Annotated in this window: 13 protein-coding genes and 1 pseudogene; 10 read left to right on the top strand and 4 right to left on the bottom strand. The window is 69.2% G+C overall.

The genetic code is table 11. The features are described from left to right. Nucleotides 1-98 precede the first annotated feature (98 nt). The 4 genes from B0I29_RS20270 to B0I29_RS20255 all read left to right on the top strand — a co-directional run bounded on the left by B0I29_RS20270 (nt 99) and on the right by B0I29_RS20255 (nt 4,314). Complete coding sequence (locus B0I29_RS20270; protein WP_111650603.1) at nt 99-290, top strand: hypothetical protein; 192 nt, start codon at nt 99-101, stop codon at nt 288-290. Nucleotides 291-499: 209 nt separating this feature from the next. Beyond that, on the top strand, nt 500-1,093 hold the full coding sequence (locus tag B0I29_RS20265; RefSeq protein WP_111650602.1) for a BON domain-containing protein: 594 nt from the start codon (nt 500-502) through the stop codon (nt 1,091-1,093). A gap of 236 nt (nt 1,094-1,329) precedes the next feature. Beyond that, nucleotides 1,330-1,950: a TetR/AcrR family transcriptional regulator gene (locus tag B0I29_RS20260; protein ID WP_111650601.1), complete on the top strand. Its 621-nt coding sequence runs from the start codon at nt 1,330-1,332 to the stop codon at nt 1,948-1,950. Between the two features lie 9 nt (nt 1,951-1,959). Continuing rightward, nucleotides 1,960-4,314 (top strand): MMPL family transporter, encoded by a 2,355-nt coding sequence (locus B0I29_RS20255; protein WP_111650600.1) that lies wholly within the window; start codon nt 1,960-1,962, stop codon nt 4,312-4,314. A gap of 53 nt (nt 4,315-4,367) precedes the next feature. Here the strand turns inward: B0I29_RS20255 and B0I29_RS20250 are convergent, their stop codons facing one another. Genes B0I29_RS20250 through B0I29_RS20240 form a run of 3 tightly spaced genes read right to left on the bottom strand, consistent with a single transcriptional unit; the run spans nt 4,368 to nt 5,579 of the window. Next, nucleotides 4,368-4,676: a hypothetical protein gene (locus B0I29_RS20250; protein ID WP_111650599.1), complete on the bottom strand. Its 309-nt coding sequence runs from the start codon at nt 4,674-4,676 to the stop codon at nt 4,368-4,370. 25 nt (nt 4,677-4,701) lie between these two features. Further along, nucleotides 4,702-5,145: a DUF3618 domain-containing protein gene (locus B0I29_RS20245; protein ID WP_111650598.1), complete on the bottom strand. Its 444-nt coding sequence runs from the start codon at nt 5,143-5,145 to the stop codon at nt 4,702-4,704. Next, complete coding sequence (locus B0I29_RS20240) at nt 5,142-5,579, bottom strand: phage holin family protein (RefSeq protein WP_111650597.1); 438 nt, start codon at nt 5,577-5,579, stop codon at nt 5,142-5,144. The genes B0I29_RS20245 and B0I29_RS20240 overlap by 4 nt, the downstream gene beginning before the upstream one ends. A gap of 227 nt (nt 5,580-5,806) precedes the next feature. Here B0I29_RS20240 and B0I29_RS20235 point away from each other — a divergent pair, with 227 nt between their 5' ends. Then, nucleotides 5,807-9,022 carry a S8 family peptidase gene (locus tag B0I29_RS20235; protein WP_111650596.1) on the top strand — a complete coding sequence of 1,072 codons (3,216 nt, stop codon included), beginning with the start codon at nt 5,807-5,809 and terminating at the stop codon, nt 9,020-9,022. A gap of 42 nt (nt 9,023-9,064) precedes the next feature. Here the strand turns inward: B0I29_RS20235 and B0I29_RS20230 are convergent, their stop codons facing one another. Next, the gene (locus tag B0I29_RS20230) at nt 9,065-9,487 is read right to left on the bottom strand and encodes an SHOCT domain-containing protein (RefSeq protein ID WP_111650795.1); all 423 of its coding nucleotides are present in this window, start codon (nt 9,485-9,487) and stop codon (nt 9,065-9,067) included. 127 nt (nt 9,488-9,614) lie between these two features. Here B0I29_RS20230 and B0I29_RS20225 point away from each other — a divergent pair, with 127 nt between their 5' ends. The 5 genes and pseudogenes from B0I29_RS20225 to B0I29_RS20205 all read left to right on the top strand — a co-directional run bounded on the left by B0I29_RS20225 (nt 9,615) and on the right by B0I29_RS20205 (nt 18,015). Continuing rightward, on the top strand, nt 9,615-11,192 hold the full coding sequence (locus tag B0I29_RS20225; protein WP_146616832.1) for a sensor domain-containing diguanylate cyclase: 1,578 nt from the start codon (nt 9,615-9,617) through the stop codon (nt 11,190-11,192). A 673-nt stretch (nt 11,193-11,865) separates the two neighbouring features. Continuing rightward, nucleotides 11,866-12,798 (top strand): maleylpyruvate isomerase family mycothiol-dependent enzyme, encoded by a 933-nt coding sequence (locus B0I29_RS20220; RefSeq protein WP_111650594.1) that lies wholly within the window; start codon nt 11,866-11,868, stop codon nt 12,796-12,798. A gap of 1 nt (nt 12,799) precedes the next feature. Next, complete coding sequence (locus B0I29_RS20215) at nt 12,800-13,363, top strand: RNA polymerase sigma factor (RefSeq protein ID WP_111650593.1); 564 nt, start codon at nt 12,800-12,802, stop codon at nt 13,361-13,363. 185 nt (nt 13,364-13,548) lie between these two features. After that, a complete protein-coding gene (locus B0I29_RS20210; protein WP_111650794.1) occupies nt 13,549-16,350 on the top strand; it encodes a PQQ-dependent sugar dehydrogenase in 2,802 nt (933 codons plus the stop codon). Nucleotides 16,351-16,385: 35 nt separating this feature from the next. Further along, nucleotides 16,386-18,015, top strand: a pseudogene (locus tag B0I29_RS20205) (ThuA domain-containing protein). Nucleotides 18,016-18,025 lie beyond the last annotated feature (10 nt).

Genomic DNA, 18,025 nt, shown 5'->3' with positions numbered 1-18,025 from the left:
GGCGTGTCCTTTGGCAGCGGGGTGTTCACGTTTTTCGTGTGATATCAGCGGTTTTGTGGTTTCCGCGCTGTCCTGGGACGACGAGAGGCAGGTCGCTCATGGCCGCAACATCAGCAGACGTCCTGGAAGTCCACCATCACGACGACCGCATCAGCCAGTACGAGCAGGTGGAGTACTGCGCCTGGCACGGCGGCGTGACCGTCTACCGGGACGGCACGGAGATCGCCAGACACGACGACGTGCTGGGCACCCAGGCCCTGAAGTTCGCCGACAGCGACCGCATGCCGTAGGCGGTTGATGTGTCGCCCCTCAGCCCGAGCACTGGCTGGGTGCCGGACCAGCTGGCGCGTGGAGTCGCCATGGCGCCCCTTCTTTGCGGATCTTGAGCGATTGTTGACGCCCCGCTGTGGAAAATCGCTCAAGATCCCGGCGGGGCTCCGTCATGAAAGCGTCATCAACTCGCCAGCAAGCCTCCATGATCTGCGGCCACCCTGGCTAAGTGCTGCACCTACCCCGCGACCACGACGCTCAGCTCACCCACAAGGTGGCGACGCGGATTCTTCACGAGCCCCGCCTCCTGGACGAGCGCATCACGGTCCAGGTGCAGAACAGCGTGGTCGATCTGGCCGGTACCGTCGGCTCCCTCTACGCCCGGCTCACCGCTGCCGACATAGCCCGCTCCACCCCCGGTGTCGCCGACGTCTGCAACCGCCTCGAACTCGCCCGCGTCGCCGACGTGACCCTCGATCCCGACGTGAGCCTCGACCCCGACGTCAAACTCGACCCGGACATCAAACTCGACCCCGACATGCGACCCCCCGGCACGCGAGCCCTCGACATGCAAGCCCCCGGCACGCGAGCTCCCGACTCGTTCGACGAGATCATCGCGCGCTGGGATGACGAGCCGCCCAAGTCCGCCTCCCCGGCGCAGACGTTTCGGGTCGGGGCCGGTGTGACGGCCGGCGTCGCAGTGATGCTGTGGCTGGTGGTCGTCCCCGAGTTCGGCCTGGCCGGCCTGTTCATCGTGCTGCCGTTCGTCTTCGTAGCCCTCGCCCTGGCCCGCCTGGCCCGCAGCGTGGACACCACCGACTGAACAGCTCGCCGATCGCAGGACGCCCCAGCTTCCACCGCCGCCGGGATGGGGAGAACCTCTTCACGATCGCCCTGTGCGCCGCCGTCATGCACGGCGCTGCCCGATGACGGCTGGCGCGCGGTCCGCCCGCACTGGGTCAACCTGGTGATCGCGCTGGCCGCGCTGGCGCTGGTCTTCAGGCTGGGATAGCCACCCCTCACTGCACTTAGTGCAACGATGCACTTAGTATACCGAGTATGGAAACTGCGCCGGATCGTCGCGCGGCGCTCAAAGCACGTCACCGCCGCGCCATCCTCGATGCCGCCAAGGACCTGGTCAGTGAGGGTCAGCGGTTCAGCGTCGACCAGCTCGCCGAGCGGGCCGACGTGTCCCGGCGGACGATCTTCAACCACTTCACGTCGATCGACGACGTGGTCACGACGGTGTGCAGCGAGACGCTCGGGGTGGTGATCGAGCACTTCCGCCAGGTCGTCACCGCGGGCTCCGAGGGGCCCGGCACCCGGGCGGACGCCTTCGCCACCCTCACCGAGGCGTTGCGGGCCACCGACATCCCGGGGCTGATCACTTTTCTGTGGCGGGCGCTCGGCGGATTCGACAAAGGGGATCCCCGCCCGCGGCAGATCTTCCAGGCCACGTTCTCACGCACGTCCGCTGATTTGGCGCGCGAATTGAGCGTACGGAATGCGGGTTTGGATCCTCTCGAAGCGGAACTGCTGGTCAGTGCGCTGATGCACGGCACCGAGGTGATCGCGGAGCACTGGCTCGCGGCAACCAGCGCCGCCACCGACGAGGCCGCGCGCACGCTGTGGCGCGAGCTCCTGGAACGAATGATCGAAAGCGTCAGAACCGGCTACTAAAGGGTAGAAATGGCTGAATTGCTGTATCGCATCGGGCGGTTCTCCGCCCGGCGCGCCTGGGCCGTCCTGATCACCTGGCTGGTGGTCCTGGGGCTGTCCGTCACCGCTTACTTCACCCTCGGCGGCGCGCTGTCGTCGCAGGTGAGCATCCCGGGGACGGCGACCGCAAAGGTCACCGACCAGCTCAGGGAACGCTTTCCGAGTGCCAGCGGCGGCAGCGGGACGATCGTGTTCCACACCGCCGACGGCGCAAAATTCAACGACGACCAGCGTACGGCGATCGGCGCTCTGCTGAAGAGCACCGGCGAGCTGGACGGTGTCGCCGCCACGACCGACCCGTTCACCACGTCTCAGCAGCTCGCCCAGCAGTCCGAGCAGCTGAAGCAGGGTGAGCAGCAGCTGGAAGCGGCGCTGGCGAACCGGGACGCGCTCCCGGAGGAGCAGCGTCAGCAGCTGGACGCGCAGGCCGCCAAGCTGGAGAACTCGCAGCAGATCCTGGACATGTCGTCGCAGATCCGGATGGTCTCGGTGGACGACACCACAGCGGTCGCCTCGATCGTCTTCGACAAGGCACAGATGGACGTCACGCCGGAGACGAAGGAGGGTGTCGTCGAGCATGTGACCGATGGCGTACCGGCCGGGATCGAGGCCGACTTCTCCAACGAGATCACGCAGAGTGTGCCGCAGGTTCTCGGTGTGGGTGAGGTGGCCGGCCTGGTGGTCGCCGCGATCACCCTGCTGGTGATGCTCGGCGCGATCGTCGCGGCGGCGCTGCCGATCCTGACCGCCCTGGTCGGCGTGGGTGTCGGCGTCACCGCTTCGCTGGCGCTGTCCGGCGCGGTCGACATGCTGTCGATCACCCCGGTGCTGGGTGTGATGCTCGGCCTGGCGGTCGGCATCGACTACTGCCTGTTCATCCTGAACCGGCACCGCCGTCAGCTGCTCGACGGCGTCGAGCTGCACGAGTCCATCGCCCTGGCGAATGGCACCTCCGGCAACGCGGTCGTCTTCGCCGGCGCCACGGTGCTGGTCGCCCTGCTGGCATTGAACGTCACCGGGATCGGTTTCCTCGGTCTCATGGGTACGGTCGGCGCCATCTGTGTCGCCGTCGCCGTGGTCATCGCGGTGACGCTGACCCCGGCGCTGCTGGCCCTGCTCGGCACCAGGATTCTGACGAAGAAGGCGAAGGCCACGATCGGCCAGTCCCGCGCCGGCAAGATCCCGACCACGCCGATGACCACCGGCCGGGCCCTGATCACCGCGGTCGCCGGCCTCGCCGTGCTGGTCGTGCTCGCCATCCCGGCGCTGTCCATGCGGCTCGGCCTGCCGGACGGCTCGTCGGAGGCGGCGGACTCCACGCAGTATCAGGCGTACCAACTGATCGAGGAGAAGTTCGGCGCCGGGGTGAACGGCCCGCTGCTGGTCGTCGCCGAGCTGCCGCAGGCAGTGACCGGCGACGCGGCGCTCGCCGCGCAGGCGGAGATCGGCGGGCGGATCCTCGCCCAGGACAACGTCGTGGCGGTTGCCCCGATCGGGCAGTCCAGTGACAACGAGCTGATCGCGTTCCAGGTGGTTCCGGCCGAGGGCCCGAACAGTGAGACCACCGAGCAACTGGTCCGTGACCTGCGTGATCTTTCACCGTTGGAAGGCGACATCGTTCTCGGCGTGGCCGGCAGTGCCAGCGGCAACATCGACATCTCCGAGCAGCTGTCCGACGTCCTGCCGATCTATCTCGGTGTGGTGCTCGGCCTGTCGCTGATCATTTTGATCCTGGTGTTCCGCTCGATCCTGGTCCCGGTCACCGCGACGATCGGCTTCGTGCTGTCGCTGTTCGCGACGTTCGGCGGCATCACCGCGATCTTCCAGTGGGGCTGGCTCGGCGCGCTGTTCGGCGTCCACGATCCCGGTCCGGTGCTGAGCTTCCTGCCGACCATCCTGATCGGCATCCTGTTCGGCTTGGCGATGGACTACCAGCTGTTCCTGGTGTCGGGGATGCGCGAGGCGTACGCCCACGGCGCACCCGCCCGCCTCGCCGTACGCCAAGGTCTGCACGCCGGCCGCACCGTGGTCACCGCCGCCGCGATCATCATGATCTCGGTCTTCGGCGGCTTCATCTTCAGCCACACCACGATGATCCGGTCGCTCGGCTTCGGCCTGGCGTTCGGTGTGCTGGCGGACGCGTTCCTGGTCCGGATGCTGCTCATCCCGGCGGTCATGCACCTGCTCGGCAAGTCCGCCTGGTGGATCCCGCGCTGGCTGGACCGCATCCTGCCGAACGTGGACGTCGAGGGCGCGGCGCTGGAGCGCAGCCACCCGGTCGCCCACCCGGCAGCAGAGAAAGAAGCGGTCACCGCGGACCGCTAGAAGACAACGTCGACGGGCCCGGCCGATCGGCCGGGCCCGTCGTCATGTTCCGCTCAGGAGAGGGTGCCACCGGTGTAGGTGGTCGGGCCCGACGGGGTGTCGGTCTCGTAGAGCGGCGCCGGCCGGGCACCGGCGACCGGTTCGTCGGACTTCACGACGCCGGCCGCTCGGGGCCGGGTGTCGGCCGGGTCGACGCCGGCGTCGAGCAGCGCTTTCGCGGAGCTCTGCGCGCGGGTCAGCGTGGGGCTGCCGCTCACCTTGCGGGCGGCGGCGGCGATCTGTTCGTACTTCTCCCGGCCGGCTCGGGTGCCGAGCACGTAACCGGTCGCGAATCCGGCCGCGAGCGTAACGAGGCGGATCATCACATCGCTCCTGTCGGTTGGCGGGTCACGCGCGCCGGCGGCGCGCGGCGACGACGATGCCGGTGACGACGGCCACGGCTGCGACGCCGATCAGGGCCGGTGGCACCGCGCGGCGGGGGTTCTCCCGAACCTCGACCGCCGTCTGCTGAGCACGATCCTTCACATCCGCGGCGGCAACCTTGGTGCGGTCCGTGACGTCGGCGGCGACGACTTTCGCTCGCTCTTTCGCGTCGGTCGCTGCCTCTTTGGTACGGTCCTTCGCCCCGCTGACGGCCTCGACCGCACGGTCCTTGGCGTCGGCGGCGGCCTCCGTGGCGCGGTGCTTCGCGTCAGTGGCGGCGCCCTTGGCGCGGGCCTTGACGTCGGTCTTCGCGGCCAGGGCCTCGACGGTGCTGCCCAGGTCGGCGCGGGTCTTCTCGATCTCGGTCCGCAGCTGCTGCGGGTCGACGGGCTTCTCCGGGGTGCTCATGCGTGGCGTCCTTCTCGGGCTGCGGTCTTGATGGTCTGCACGTCGGCTTCGACACCGGCGATCGCGTCGCTCGGCAGCGGCGGCGTGGCCTGCTTCAACTTGGTCCGGCCCAGCAGCGCGGCGACTCCGGCCGCGGCGAAGACCACGACCATCACGACGAGCACGGCCAGCCAGAGCGGCCAGGCAAGGTCGAGGAGCACCACGGCGAGGGTCAGCAGCAGGCCCAGCCCGTAGAGGCCGAGGACGGCCGCTCCGCCGAACAGGCCGCCGCCGACACCGGCGCGCTTGCCCTTTTCGGTCAGTTCGAGCTTCGCCAGGGTCAGTTCGTCGCGTACCAATGTCGAGATCTGGGCGGCGGCCTGGCTGACCAGGTCGGATGTCGATGCGCTGGTGCGCTCGCCACCGGTGGATGCGCTTGCGGTCACTGCGTTCACCTCCTTGGTTACGCAGTGCAGTGCCCCTGCTCAGCGCGAGGGAAACGCGACCGGCCGGTAATCGGCACTTTGGAGATCACCCGTTCGCGGCAACATCCCGGGCACCGGATCTTCGCAATCGGGAAACATCGATCGACAAAACAATCGGTACGGTCAGTGCAAATTGTTTCGCGTCCACTGTCGACACCCTGACGGACGCGATCCCTCCGCGTTGACCTGGAGATCCCATGCACCGACGCCCCTGGACCGCGCGCGCCGCGATCCTGCTGATAGCGGCCGCATTGACGACCGCCCCCACGCCCGCGGAGGCCGGGCCGGTGACGCTCGGGGCCGAGTCGAAAACGGACGACGGACTCGCCCGTAGCCTCACGCTGATCACCGGCGACCGGATCACCGTGTCCGGCGATCGGATCACCGTGACGCCCCGGCCCGGCGTCCAGGTGGCGCAGTTCGACGCGGCTGGGCACCGTTACGTCGTACCCTCGGATGCTCTTGATCTGCTCCGGGAAGACCTTCTCGACCAGCGGCTTTTCGACGTCACCACCCTGCTGGACGGCAATTTCGACCGGCGGGGCGAGCTGCCGCTGATCGTTTCGGACGCGGCGCGGGCCGCCGGGCTGGCCGCGACGCGCGCGCTGCCGGCGGTGGACGGCATCGCCGGCGAGGTGCCGGTCGACGAACTCGCCGCACGCTGGGCGACGATCAAAAAGACCACCGGCAAGATCTGGCTGGACGGGGTACGGAAACCGGCGCTCGACACCAGCGTCGGACTGACCGGAGCACCGGCGGCGTGGGAACAGGGCTTCGACGGGTCCGGAGTGACCGTGGCGGTGCTCGACTCCGGCGTCGACGACACCCACCCTGACCTGGCCGGACGTGTCGCCGGGCGGAAGAACTTCGTGCCCGAGTGGGAAGGCGACGCCGACGTGAACGGGCACGGCACGCACGTCGCGTCGATCGTCGGCGGCAGCGGCGCCGGCTCGGACGGCCGTTACCGGGGCATGGCGCCCGGTGCGGCGCTGCTCGACGGCAAGGTCTGCTTCGACTGGTACGGCCAGGGCGCATGTCCGGAATCGGCCATCCTGGCCGGCATGCAGTGGGCCGCCGAGCAGGGCGCCGACGTGGTCAACCTGAGTCTCGGCTCGCCCGACTCCCCCGGCGTCGACCCCTTGGAAGCTGCTGTCGACGAATTGACCGCGGCGTACGACACGCTGTTCGTGATCGCCGCCGGCAACGAGGGGCTGCCGCAGTCGGTCGGCTCCCCCGCCACCGCCGACGCGGCCCTGGCGGTCGGCGCGGTCACCAAATCCGGTGTCGTCGACTCGTACTCCAGTCGCGGGCCACGGCTCGGTGACTACGCCGTCAAGCCGGAGATCACCGCGCCCGGCAGTGACATCACCGCTGCTCAGAATGGTGGTGGCTACATCGCGAAGTCGGGTACGTCGATGGCCACCCCGCACGTGGCCGGCGCCGCGGCGCTGCTCGCCCAGGCGCAGCCGTCGCTGGGCGCGGCGCAGCTCAAGTCGGCGCTGATCGGCAGCGCCCGGCCGCAGGACGGGTTCGACGAGTTCGCACAGGGTGCCGGCCTGGTCGACGTGCCGCACGCACTGTCCGCGCCGGTCAGCGCATTGCCGGCGACGGTGAACTTCGGCTTCCGGGCCTATCCGCACGACGCCGGGGACGTGGTGACCAGGACGCTGACCTACCGCAACACCAGCTCCGCGCCGGTCACTGTGAACCTGGCGCTCACCGGCAACGCGCCGGCCGGCGTGCTGACGCTGAGCGCCTCGACGGTGACCGTGCCGGCTCAGGGTTCGGCGACCGTCGACGTGGTCGCGGACACCCGTGAGGGCGGCAGTTCCTACGGGGCGTTCTCCGGCCGGGTCGTCGCGACCGGGGACGGCATCTCGGTGCAGACCCCGTTCAGCGTGATGCGGGAGGAGCCCAGCGCCGACATCGACCTGACCGCTTTCGATCGTTCCGGTGCCACGCCCGCCAGCATCATGACCATGGTGGCGAGCCCGTCGAGTTTCATGGTCCACTTCGGTTTCGCCACCGAGGAGACCATCCGGGTGCCGCTCGGCGACTACTTCGTCGCCGCGATGATCCCCAGTCCGGACGGCACCTCCACGTCGATCGTCCACCCGAACCTGAGCGTCACGGCCGACACCGCCGTCGCCCTCGACGCGCGGCTGGCCAAGAAGGTCGACATCACCGTGCCGGCCCGGGACGCGAAACCGGTCGTGGCCGCGGTGCAGACCCGTTACGAGGGCACCGCGCAGGCCGTCAGCGCCACCGCGTACGGCACCGACCCGGCAACCCTGTTCACCGCCGACCTGTCCCGGACCACGTTGCCGGGTCTGATCACGCACGCCGGGGCGCTGTTCGCCGGAACCTCGGGCACCTATCAGCTGGGCTGGAGCTGGACCGGCAGGTACGGCACCGGCGTCACCCGGCACGTCCGGTCCCGGGATCTCACGACGGTCCGGGCCGGGTACGCGCTGAACACCCCGGGTGCCGTGGTGCGGCGGGCCAACTATCCGGTGATCGCCGGATTCCCGTACCCCGCCGGTGCGGAACTTCCCGAGATCGCGTTGCCGGCCCGGCGCGCCGAGCACTATGCCGGCAACCTGACCTGGGAATCCACGGTCACCGAGGTGCTGGACGGGGTGCGGCTCGCCGAGTTCACCGGCCGAGCCGGTCTCGCTGAGCAGTGGAACGGTGGCGTCCTCGGCGTTCCCCTGACCCCCTATTTCCCGGAATATCCGACAGTGGAACGCCGGGACGACGAACTGTTGCTCCGCCTGACCGGTTACCAGGACGCGGCCGGGCACCTCGGTTACGTCGACGCCGCCGTCGAGGACTACCAGGTCAAGCTCTACCGCGACGGCGAGCTGGCCGAGACCCGCGAGGGTCCCTATCAGGGCATTCCGCTCGCCCCGGAGAAGCACCGGTACCGGCTCGACTACACGGTCTCCCCGGCGGCGTCGCGGGTGTCGACGACGATGCACACGGTCTGGGAGTTCGACTCGGCGCCCGTCGCGACCGCCACCGCGCTGCCGCTCACCGCGGTCGGCTTCGCACCCCGCCTCGACCTCGGCAACACCGCCCGGGTCCGCGACTCCGTCGCGATCCCTCTGACTTTCACCCAGCAAGCGGGTGCGGGAGCTCCCCAGAGGGTACGCGTAGAGGCCTCGTACAACGACGGCAAGACCTGGTCGGCGGCACCGGCCGCCCGGATCGGGTCGAGGTGGACAGCCGTGGTCCACCATCCGTCCGGCAAGACCTGGTCGGCGGCACCGGCCGCCCGGATCGGGTCGAGGTGGACAGCCGTGGTCCACCACCCGTCCAAGCCCGGCTTCGTGTCGCTGCGAGCCACGGTGGTGAACAAGGCGGGCACCACGGTGACCCAGACGGTGATCCGCGCGTACGAAATCCGGTAGGTGGTTGGGCCCGCAGCGCTCCGGCGCTGCGGGCTACGCCCGTTATGCGACAGCCGAGGTGGCTCTGCTGCCACCCAGCGCCTCGGATTTCAGCCGGTCGAACTCGGCCGCGGTGATCGCGCCGGAGTCGAGGAGCGACTTGGCCGAGGCGATCTCCTCGGTGGCGCTGCGCGAGCCGCCGCCCGACGACGAGACCGATCGGATGTAGGCCTCCTGCCGGCTCTGCAGATCGGCGGCCGAGGCGAGGGCACGCTCGTTCATCCCGTTGCCCCGCGCGATCAGGTAGACCAGCATGCCGAGCAGCGGCAGGACGATCAGGAAGATGCTCCACACCGTCTTGCCGAAACCGCCGAGGTCCTTGCTGCGGAACAGGTCTCCGAAAACCCAGAAGAGGCCCATGAACCAGGCGCAGAAGATGAAGAACTCGAAAATCGCCAGCAGGAATGACCCGTTGTCATCGAACATGTGAATGCCCTTCCATGGCAGGTCACCCGAGTACACCCCGGCACGCGCCGGCCGGCCTCATCCGTAATGGATTACTCCGGCCGCCCGGAACGCTTGGCTCGGGGTTCTTCGAGCCGATAATGAGCACGTGACCGGAGCAGTGAGCGCTGGATCGATCCCGGTGCGCTCCGCGCTGGAGATCGCCGCCGAGATCCAGTCGCTGGAGTACCGGTTCGGATCCGACGGCGCCCACGTCCTGACCCGCGCGGCGGAACTGGCCGGCGAAGCCCGGGCCCGCGGCGAGCACGCTCTGCATCTCTGGGCCCGCCTGCTGGAAGCGAACATGCTCCGCCGCACCGGTGACCTGGCGACCGCGGCGGCCATCTGCACCACGGTCAACACCTGGGCGCAGCAGACCCGGCACCGGCCGCTGCTGGCCCGCAGCCACCAGCAGCTCTCCATCGTTCACGACAATCTCGGCGACGTCGCCGCCGGTCTGGAACACGCCGTGCGGGCCGTCGAGGCGCTCGACGACGACGCGTCACCGCGGGCGCAGGGCGCCATCCTTCTGCGGCTGGCCGACGTCCTCGCCACCGACGGCTCGATCGAAGCGGCCCGCACCCGGTACGAGCACGCCGAACGGGTCGCCGCCGGCAACAACGACGTCGAGCTGCGCCTGGTCGTGCTGAACAACCTGGCGTACGCCGAACACCTGGCCGGCGACGGCGAACGAGCCTGGATCGCCATCCAGCGGCTGCGCACGGTCACCGAGGCGACCGGCGAGCGGCTGTCCCTGGACGCCCTCGACACCATGGCGATGATCCAGATCTCACGCGGCCGCTTCGCCGAGGCGGCGACGATCGCACGGGGCAACGTCGAGGCGTACGAAAGCTCGGGCCTGGACGACGCGGACGGCCTGGCCGAGTTCCTGCTGACGCTCGCGATCGCCCAGCGGCACCTGGGTGACACCGGCGCGGCGCAGGTCAGCCTGGACCGATGCACCGCGCTCTGCCAGGAACGGGCCCTCGCCGGCGTCGAAGCCCGGGTCCTGCAGGAGCAGGCCGAGCTGTATGCGGCATGCGGCGACCACAGCCAGGCCTTCGTCGTCTACAAGAGGTTCCACGCGGCGGAACGGCTGCTCCACTCGCAGCAGCGCGACGCTCAGGCCCGGGCACGGCACGCCGTCTTCGAGACGGCCGAGGCACGCGACCAGGCCGAACGGTTCCGCGAGCAGGCCCGCCGTGACCCACTGACCGGGCTGCGCAACCGGCGCTTCATCGACGAGAACCTGCCCGCCCTGCTGACCGCAGCCGCACCGCTCGTCGTCGCGCTGGTCGACCTCGACCACTTCAAGCGGGTCAACGACATCTGCTCGCACGAGATCGGCGACCGCGTCCTGGTCGCCCTCGCCGAGCTGATCACCGACGCGGCACGCACCTGGCCGGACCCCGGCAGCAGTTTCGCGGCCCGCCTCGGCGGCGAGGAGTTCCTGCTGGTGCTCCCCGGCTGCGACGCCGCGTCGGCGGCCCCGCACCTGGAGCGTTTCCGCCAGTCCGTCCAGAACCACCCCTGGCACCCACTGACCGGCGACCTCCCGGTCACGGTCAGCATCGGCGCCACCGAGGCGCTGCCGGGCAGCACCCAGAGCAGCATCCTGGCCGCCGCCGACAAGCTGCTCTACCAGGCCAAACACAACGGCCGAAACCGCTGCCGGCTGAGCCGGTAATCGTGTTCGCCGCAGGAGCCGCAGGCCGAACGGACACCACGCTCAGCCAGCCACTCGTCATAGCGGCGGGTGATCGCCCCAGCCCGCTTCCGCGCGTCCGCGTCGTCGCTGCCGTCAGCCGCCACGGAGGTCGCCCGGCCCAGGTCGAGTGTGTCGAGTTCGGGTTCGCTACCCCCCCAAACTCGACACACACGCCGCGAGTCGCTCGCCCGTGTCGATTTTCGGTTCGATGGGCGCCCGAACTCGACACACGCCGGTAGGCCGCTCGCGCCGTGGCGGCGCCGGCCCGCGCCGGCCCGCGCTGACCCGCACTGACCCGCGCTGACCCGCGCTGGCGGAAGCCGGGCCCAGCCGCTGGGCGCCTCGATCGCCGGGCGAGCCGTCGCTCAGCCATGTCATCCGACCCTCATAACGTGGCTGGACTACGGCCGCGAGGCGCGAGCCGTAGTTCAGCCGCGTAATCGCAGCTCTATTACACGTCTGAGCTACGGCTCGCCCTCGGGCCGCGAGTCGCTGGGGGCCCCGCCGACTCGCGGCGGCTCGAAGCGGTTGCCCGCTGATCGGAGATCGATCGGCAAAGTGACCCGCGTCACAGTCGCGCCTTCGGGTTCCCGACATACGAACCCCTGCGGCAGGTGCGACAGTGCCCGAAGCCCGTCGATTCGGAGACAAAATGATCGACAACGGACACATCGGCGACCTCGCCGGACCGTACGCCGTCGGGGCCTGTTCCCCCGATGAGGAAATGGCCGTCGCCGAGCACGTGAGCAGCTGCCCGGCCTGCGCCACGGAGATCGACACGCTGTCCCGGACTGCCGAGCTGATCGGTGAGGCCGCGGCCCGGCCTCCCTCGCCCGGCCTGCGCTCGCGGGTTCTCGCCGCCGCGTTCACCGCCCGGCCCGGCCGTTCCGAGGTCCGCCGGCTCAGCGACATCTACCGCACCCAGGTCGCCGAGCTCGATCGCCTGCTCGCCGACCTGCCACCCACCCAATGGCAAAACCCTTGCCAAACCCATTCTTCGGTACGCGCAATGCTGCTGCACCTGACCGAAAACGATCGCCAGGTGGCGGCCACGGCGGGCGTCGGCGCACGAGCAGGGGCATCGGATGTGCGGGCGTCATGGCGTACCCAAGCCTTGGCGATCTCGGAAACGGTCGGCCGGGCCGGCGGCGATCTGATGGAGCGCGACGTCCGTCTGGCCGGGCGCCGGGCGGTGCGCCGCCCGATGCGCGAGGCGCTGATCCAGCGCGGTTTCGAGACCTGGATCCACGCGGAGGACGTGCGCGTGGTGCTGGAACTGCCACCGCAGCGGCCGGACGGTCGCCAGATCGCCGACATCGTCGGGTTCGCACTGCCGCTGCTGCCGGCCGCGATGGCCGCTGCCGGAAACGGGCGGGCGATCCGGCTGGTGCTGACCGGCGACGGTGGGCGTACCGACGTGGTGGGTGACGGCGACGTGGTCGCCGAGATCTCGCTGCCGGCGGAGCGGTTCTGCCGGCTGCTGGCCGGTCGGCTCACTCCGGACGCGACCGGCGCCGAGATCGGCGGGGACACGGTCGCGGCGCGCGGATTCCTGACCGTGGCGGCCACGATGGGATGTGATTGAGATGCGGCCGCTGCCGGTGGCGGACGACGTGCGCATCCGCGACGAGTTGATGGCCGGTTCCGAGGAGTGCCTCGGCGAGGTGTATGACCGATACAGCCCAGCCGTCTACGGGCTGGCGCTGCAGATGACGCGGGATCGGGGCGCCGCCGAGGACATCACTCAGGAGGTCTTCGTCGACCTGTGGCAGCGGCCCGAGCGTTTCGATCCGCACCGCGCTCCGCTGGGCGGCTGGCTCAGCATGATCGCTCGCAGGAGGGGCATCGACTGGGTGCGCCGGCGGCGTACCCAAGCAAGCGTGATCGTGGCAGCGGCCGGCGGCGAGCCGGAGCATCGCGTCGAAGACGCGGTGCTGACCTCGACGACGAACCGGCAGGTGCGGCGAGCGGTCGCGGACCTGCCCGCAACGCATCGACAAGCGGTGATGCTGGCGTATTACGACGGGTTGACCTATCGCGAGGTGGCGCTGGCACTGAACATCCCGGAGGGCACCGCGAAGTGGCGCCTGCGCAACGCCCTGCACCGCATCGGCGAGCAACTCACGGCAGAGGGCATCCATCAGGACTGAAACTTTTGTCGCTATCGATGAAAGTATGGACTCGGGCATCGAAAGTCATTAACGTCGGGGGAGCCGTGTAACACGGTGGTAACCCTGCGGGCCCCTCCCTCGGTCCCGCTCCCCCGGCCAGGGCTCGGCGAGTCGGCGCAGGTCCCGCCCCTTGGCATCCACCTGGAAAGAAAGTGGACCTGCCCATGCCCCTGAAACGCGGTTTCTCCGTCCTCGGGTCGCTTCTCCTCGTCCCATCGCTGATCCTGGCCGCGCCTCGGCCGGCTCTCGCTCATCCGGTCGATCCGGCCGACTTTCAGCAGGTCACGCTCGCCAAGGGTGTCGCCGAGGTGGGCGAGCCGATGGCGATCGCAGTGCTGCCGGACCGATCGGTGCTGCACACCGCCCGGAACGGGACGCTGCGGCGTACCGACGCCGCCGGCGCCACCACGGTGATCGGCACGCTGCCGGTCTACACGCACGACGAGGAAGGCCTGCAGGGCGTCGGGGTCGACCCGGGCTTCGCGACCAACCGGCAGATCTATCTGTATTACGCGCCGCCGCTCTCCACGCCGGCCGGGGACGCGCCCGCCACCGGAACCGATTTCTCCGCGTGGAACGGGGTGAACCGGCTCGCCCGGTACACGCTGAACGCCGACTGGACGCTGAACACCGGCAGTGCGGTGACCGTTCTCGACGTGCCGGCCACCCGGGGCATCTGCTGTCACGTCGGCGGGGACATCGACTTCGACGCGGCCGGCAATCTCTATCTGTCGACCGGTGACGACAGCAACCCGTTCGACTCGGCCGGATATTCGCCGCTGGACGAGCGGACGAACCGCAACCCCGCGTACGACGCGCAGCGCACCGCTGGCAACACCAACGACCTGCGCGGCAAGGTGCTGCGGATCAAGGTGAATGCGAACGGGACGTACTCGATCCCGAGCGGCAACCTGTTCGCCTCGGGCACCGCGAACACCCGCCCGGAGATCTACGCGATGGGCTTCCGCAACCCGTTCCGGATGAGCGTCGACAAGGCCACCGGCATCGTCTACCTCGGCGACTACGGTCCGGACGCGGGATCCACGGATGCGAACCGCGGGCCCAGCGGGCAGGTCGAGTTCAACCGGATCACCAGCGCGGGCAACTACGGATGGCCGTACTGCACCGGGACGAACACCAGCACCGAGACGTACAACGAGTGGAACTTCAGCACCGGGACCACCGGGGCGAAGTACAACTGCGCCGCCGGGCCTGCGAACAACTCGTTCCGCAACACCGGCCAGACCACCCTGCCACCTGCGCGTTCCGCCTGGATTCGGTACGCCGGAGACGCCGGCAGCCCGCCGGAGTTCGGCGGCGGATCCGAGTCGCCGATGGCCGGACCGGTCTACCGCTACGACGCCTCCAACACGTCGGCGACGAAGTTCCCGCAGTCGCTCGACGGCCACTTCTTCGCCGGTGAGCTGGGCCGGGGCTGGATCAAGCCGATCCACGTCGGCGCCGACGGCTCGGTCGGGGCGATCTCCGACTTCCCGTGGGCCGGCAAACAGGTGATGGACATGGCGTTCGGGCCGGACGGCGCGCTCTACGTGCTGGATTACGGCACCGGGTACTTCAACGGCGACGCCAACTCCGCGCTCTACCGATACGACTACGTGGGCGGCGGCAACCGCGCGCCGACCGCCGTCGCCGCGGGCGCGCCCACCACCGGGCAGGCGCCGCTCACCGTCACGTTCTCCTCGGCCGGCTCCTCCGACCCGGAGGGTGGCGCACTGACGTACTCCTGGAACTTCGGCGACGGCACGTCGTCTGGTTCGGCGAATCCGGTAAAGACCTATGCGGCCAACGGCACCTACAACGTGACACTAACCGTGACCGACCCGCAGGGCGCGACCGGTACCGCGAGTGTCCAGATCGGTGTCGGCAACACCGCGCCGACCATCAGCATCGGTACACCGGGCAACGGGCAGCTCTTCTCCTACGGCGACACCATCCCGTTCACCTTCACCCCCAGTGACCCCGAGGACGGCACGATCAACTGTGCCCGGGCCAAGATGACGTACGTTCTCGGCCACGACAGCCACGGCCACCAGATCACCTCGGTGAACGGCTGCACCGGCGTCATCACCATCCCGGTCGACGGCGAGCACGACGCGGCGGCGAACATCTTCGCGGTCTTCGACGCCGAGTACACCGATGCGGCCGGGCTCACCACGCACCAGCAGCACATCCTGCAGCCCCGGCACCGGCAGGCCGAGCACTTCAAGACCTCGTCCGGGATCACCACGTTCACCAAGACGCCGGCGGAGGGTGGAAAGACCGTCGGGGACATCAACAACGGTGACTGGGTCGCCTTTGAGCCGTACCAACTGGGTGGGGTCACGTCCTTCACCGCCCGGGTCTCGTCCGCCGGGGTTGGCGGAACGCTGCAGATCAGGGCCGGTTCGCCGACCGGGACGGTGCTCGGCTCGGCCACCGTGCCGGTGACCGGCGGCTGGGAGACGTTCACGAACGTCACCGGCGCGGTGAGCGGCGCTCCGGCCGGAACCACCACGCTGTACCTGACCTTCGCCGGCGCCGCGACCGGCGCGCTGTACGACGTGGACGCCTTCACCCTGAACGGCTCGGCCTCGGGCCCGGTCAAGGGCCTGGCGAGCAAGTGCCTGGACGTCAACGGGGCTTTGTCCGCTGACGGCACCAAGATCCAGCTCTACACCTGCAACGGCACCGCCGCGCAGCACTGGGCCCGGCAGGGACAGACGTTCCGCGCCCTCGGCAAGTGTCTCGACGTGGCCGGCGGGGCGCTGGTGAACGGCACGAAAGCCCAGCTCTGGACGTGCAACGGCTCCGGGGCGCAGAACTGGGCGCCGCAGGCCGACGGCACGATCCGCAACCCGCAGTCCGGGCGCTGCCTCGATGTCAGCCAGAACAACTCCGCCGACGGTCAGCAGATTCACATCTGGGACTGCGGAACCGGAGCCAACCAGAAGTGGGTGCTTCCGTGAGACGAGTCTTGCTTCTTTTAGCAGTGGTCGCTTCGATGCTCGGCGTGCCTGCCGCGGCGCACGCCGACACCCCCTATGACGTGCTGGTCTTCTCCCGTACGGCCGGTTTCCGGCACGACTCCATCGCGGCCGGAACCCAGACGATCCGCGAGCTGGGCGCTGCAAACGGTTTCTCGGTGACGGCCACCGAGGACCCGGCTGTGTTCACGGCTTTATCCAGCTTTGAAGCAGTGGTCTTTCTGAATACGACCGGTGACGTGCTCAACGCGGCGCAGCAGACCGCGTTCGAGACCTGGATCAAGTCCGGTCGCGGTTATGTCGGGGTGCACGCCGCCGCCGACACCGAGTACGACTGGCCGTTCTACGGCGAACTGGTCGGCGCGTGGTTCGCCTCGCACCCGGCCATCCAGTCCGCCAACGTGAAGGTCGAGGACCGGGCACACGCCGCTACCGCCCACCTGCCCCAGGTCTGGAACCGCACCGACGAGTGGTACGACTACCGCACCAACGCCCGGTCCACGGCTCATGTGCTGGCGACTCTGGACGAGTCGTCGTACTCCGGCGGGACCATGGGCGCCGATCATCCGCACTCATGGTGCAAGCCGTACCAGGGTGGACGCTCCTTCTACACCGGTGGCGGGCACACCGTCGCGTCGTACACCGACGGCGCCTTCCGCGCGCATCTGCTCGGCGGCATTCGGTACGCGGCCGGCCAGGCCAAAGCGGACTGCCGGCCGGAGACCGGGTACGTCCCGCTGTTCAACGGCTCGACGGCGGGCTGGTCACAGGCCGGGCCGGGCGCGTTCACCAACACCGACGCGACCCTCACGTCGACCGGTGGGATGGGCCTCTACTGGTACAGCGCGAAGCAGTTCACCAGCTACTCATTGAAGCTGGACTGGCGGCTCGCCGGGGGACGACAACACCGGCGTCTTCATCGGATTCCCGCCGTCGAGCGACCCGTGGTCGGCGGTCAACAACGGGTACGAGGTGCAGATCGACGCCACCGACGCGGCGGATCGGACGACCGGGGCGGTTTATACGTTCAAGTCCGCGGATCTGGCGGCCCGGGATGCGGCGCTGAACCCGCCGGGGGCGTGGAACACCTATGAGCTTCTCGTCGAAGGTGAGCGGTTGCGGGTCTTTCTCAACGGCGTACAGATAAATGATTTTCTGAATGTGGATCCGGTGCGGTCCCTGGCGGGGCACATCGGCATCCAGAACCACGGTGACGGGGATGAGGCATCGTTCCGCAATATCCGGATAAAGGAGCTTTCTTCGGCATCTTCGGGTGCGATCAAGGGGTTGGCCGGTAAGTGCCTGGACGTCTCCGGTGCGGCGACCGCCGACGGCACGAAGATCCAGCTGTGGACGTGCAACGGCAGTGGCGCGCAGAACTGGACGCGGCAGGGCAGCACGCTCCGGGCGCTGGGCAAATGCCTCGACGTGGCCGGCGGGGCGACCGTCAACGGGACCAAGGCGCAGCTCTGGACATGCAACGGGTCCGGGGCGCAGAACTGGACGCCGCAGGCCGACGGCTCGATCCGGAATCCGCAGTCGGGGCGCTGCCTCGACGTGAGCCAGAACAGCTCCGCCGACGGCCAGCAGATCCACATCTGGGACTGCCACGGCGGCGCCAACCAGAAGTGGGTGCTGCCCGCCTAGAACGCGTTTT

Source organism: Actinoplanes lutulentus (assembly GCF_003259845.1).
Taxonomy (GTDB): domain Bacteria; phylum Actinomycetota; class Actinomycetes; order Mycobacteriales; family Micromonosporaceae; genus Actinoplanes; species Actinoplanes lutulentus.
This window is presented reverse-complemented; position numbering and strand designations above follow the sequence as displayed.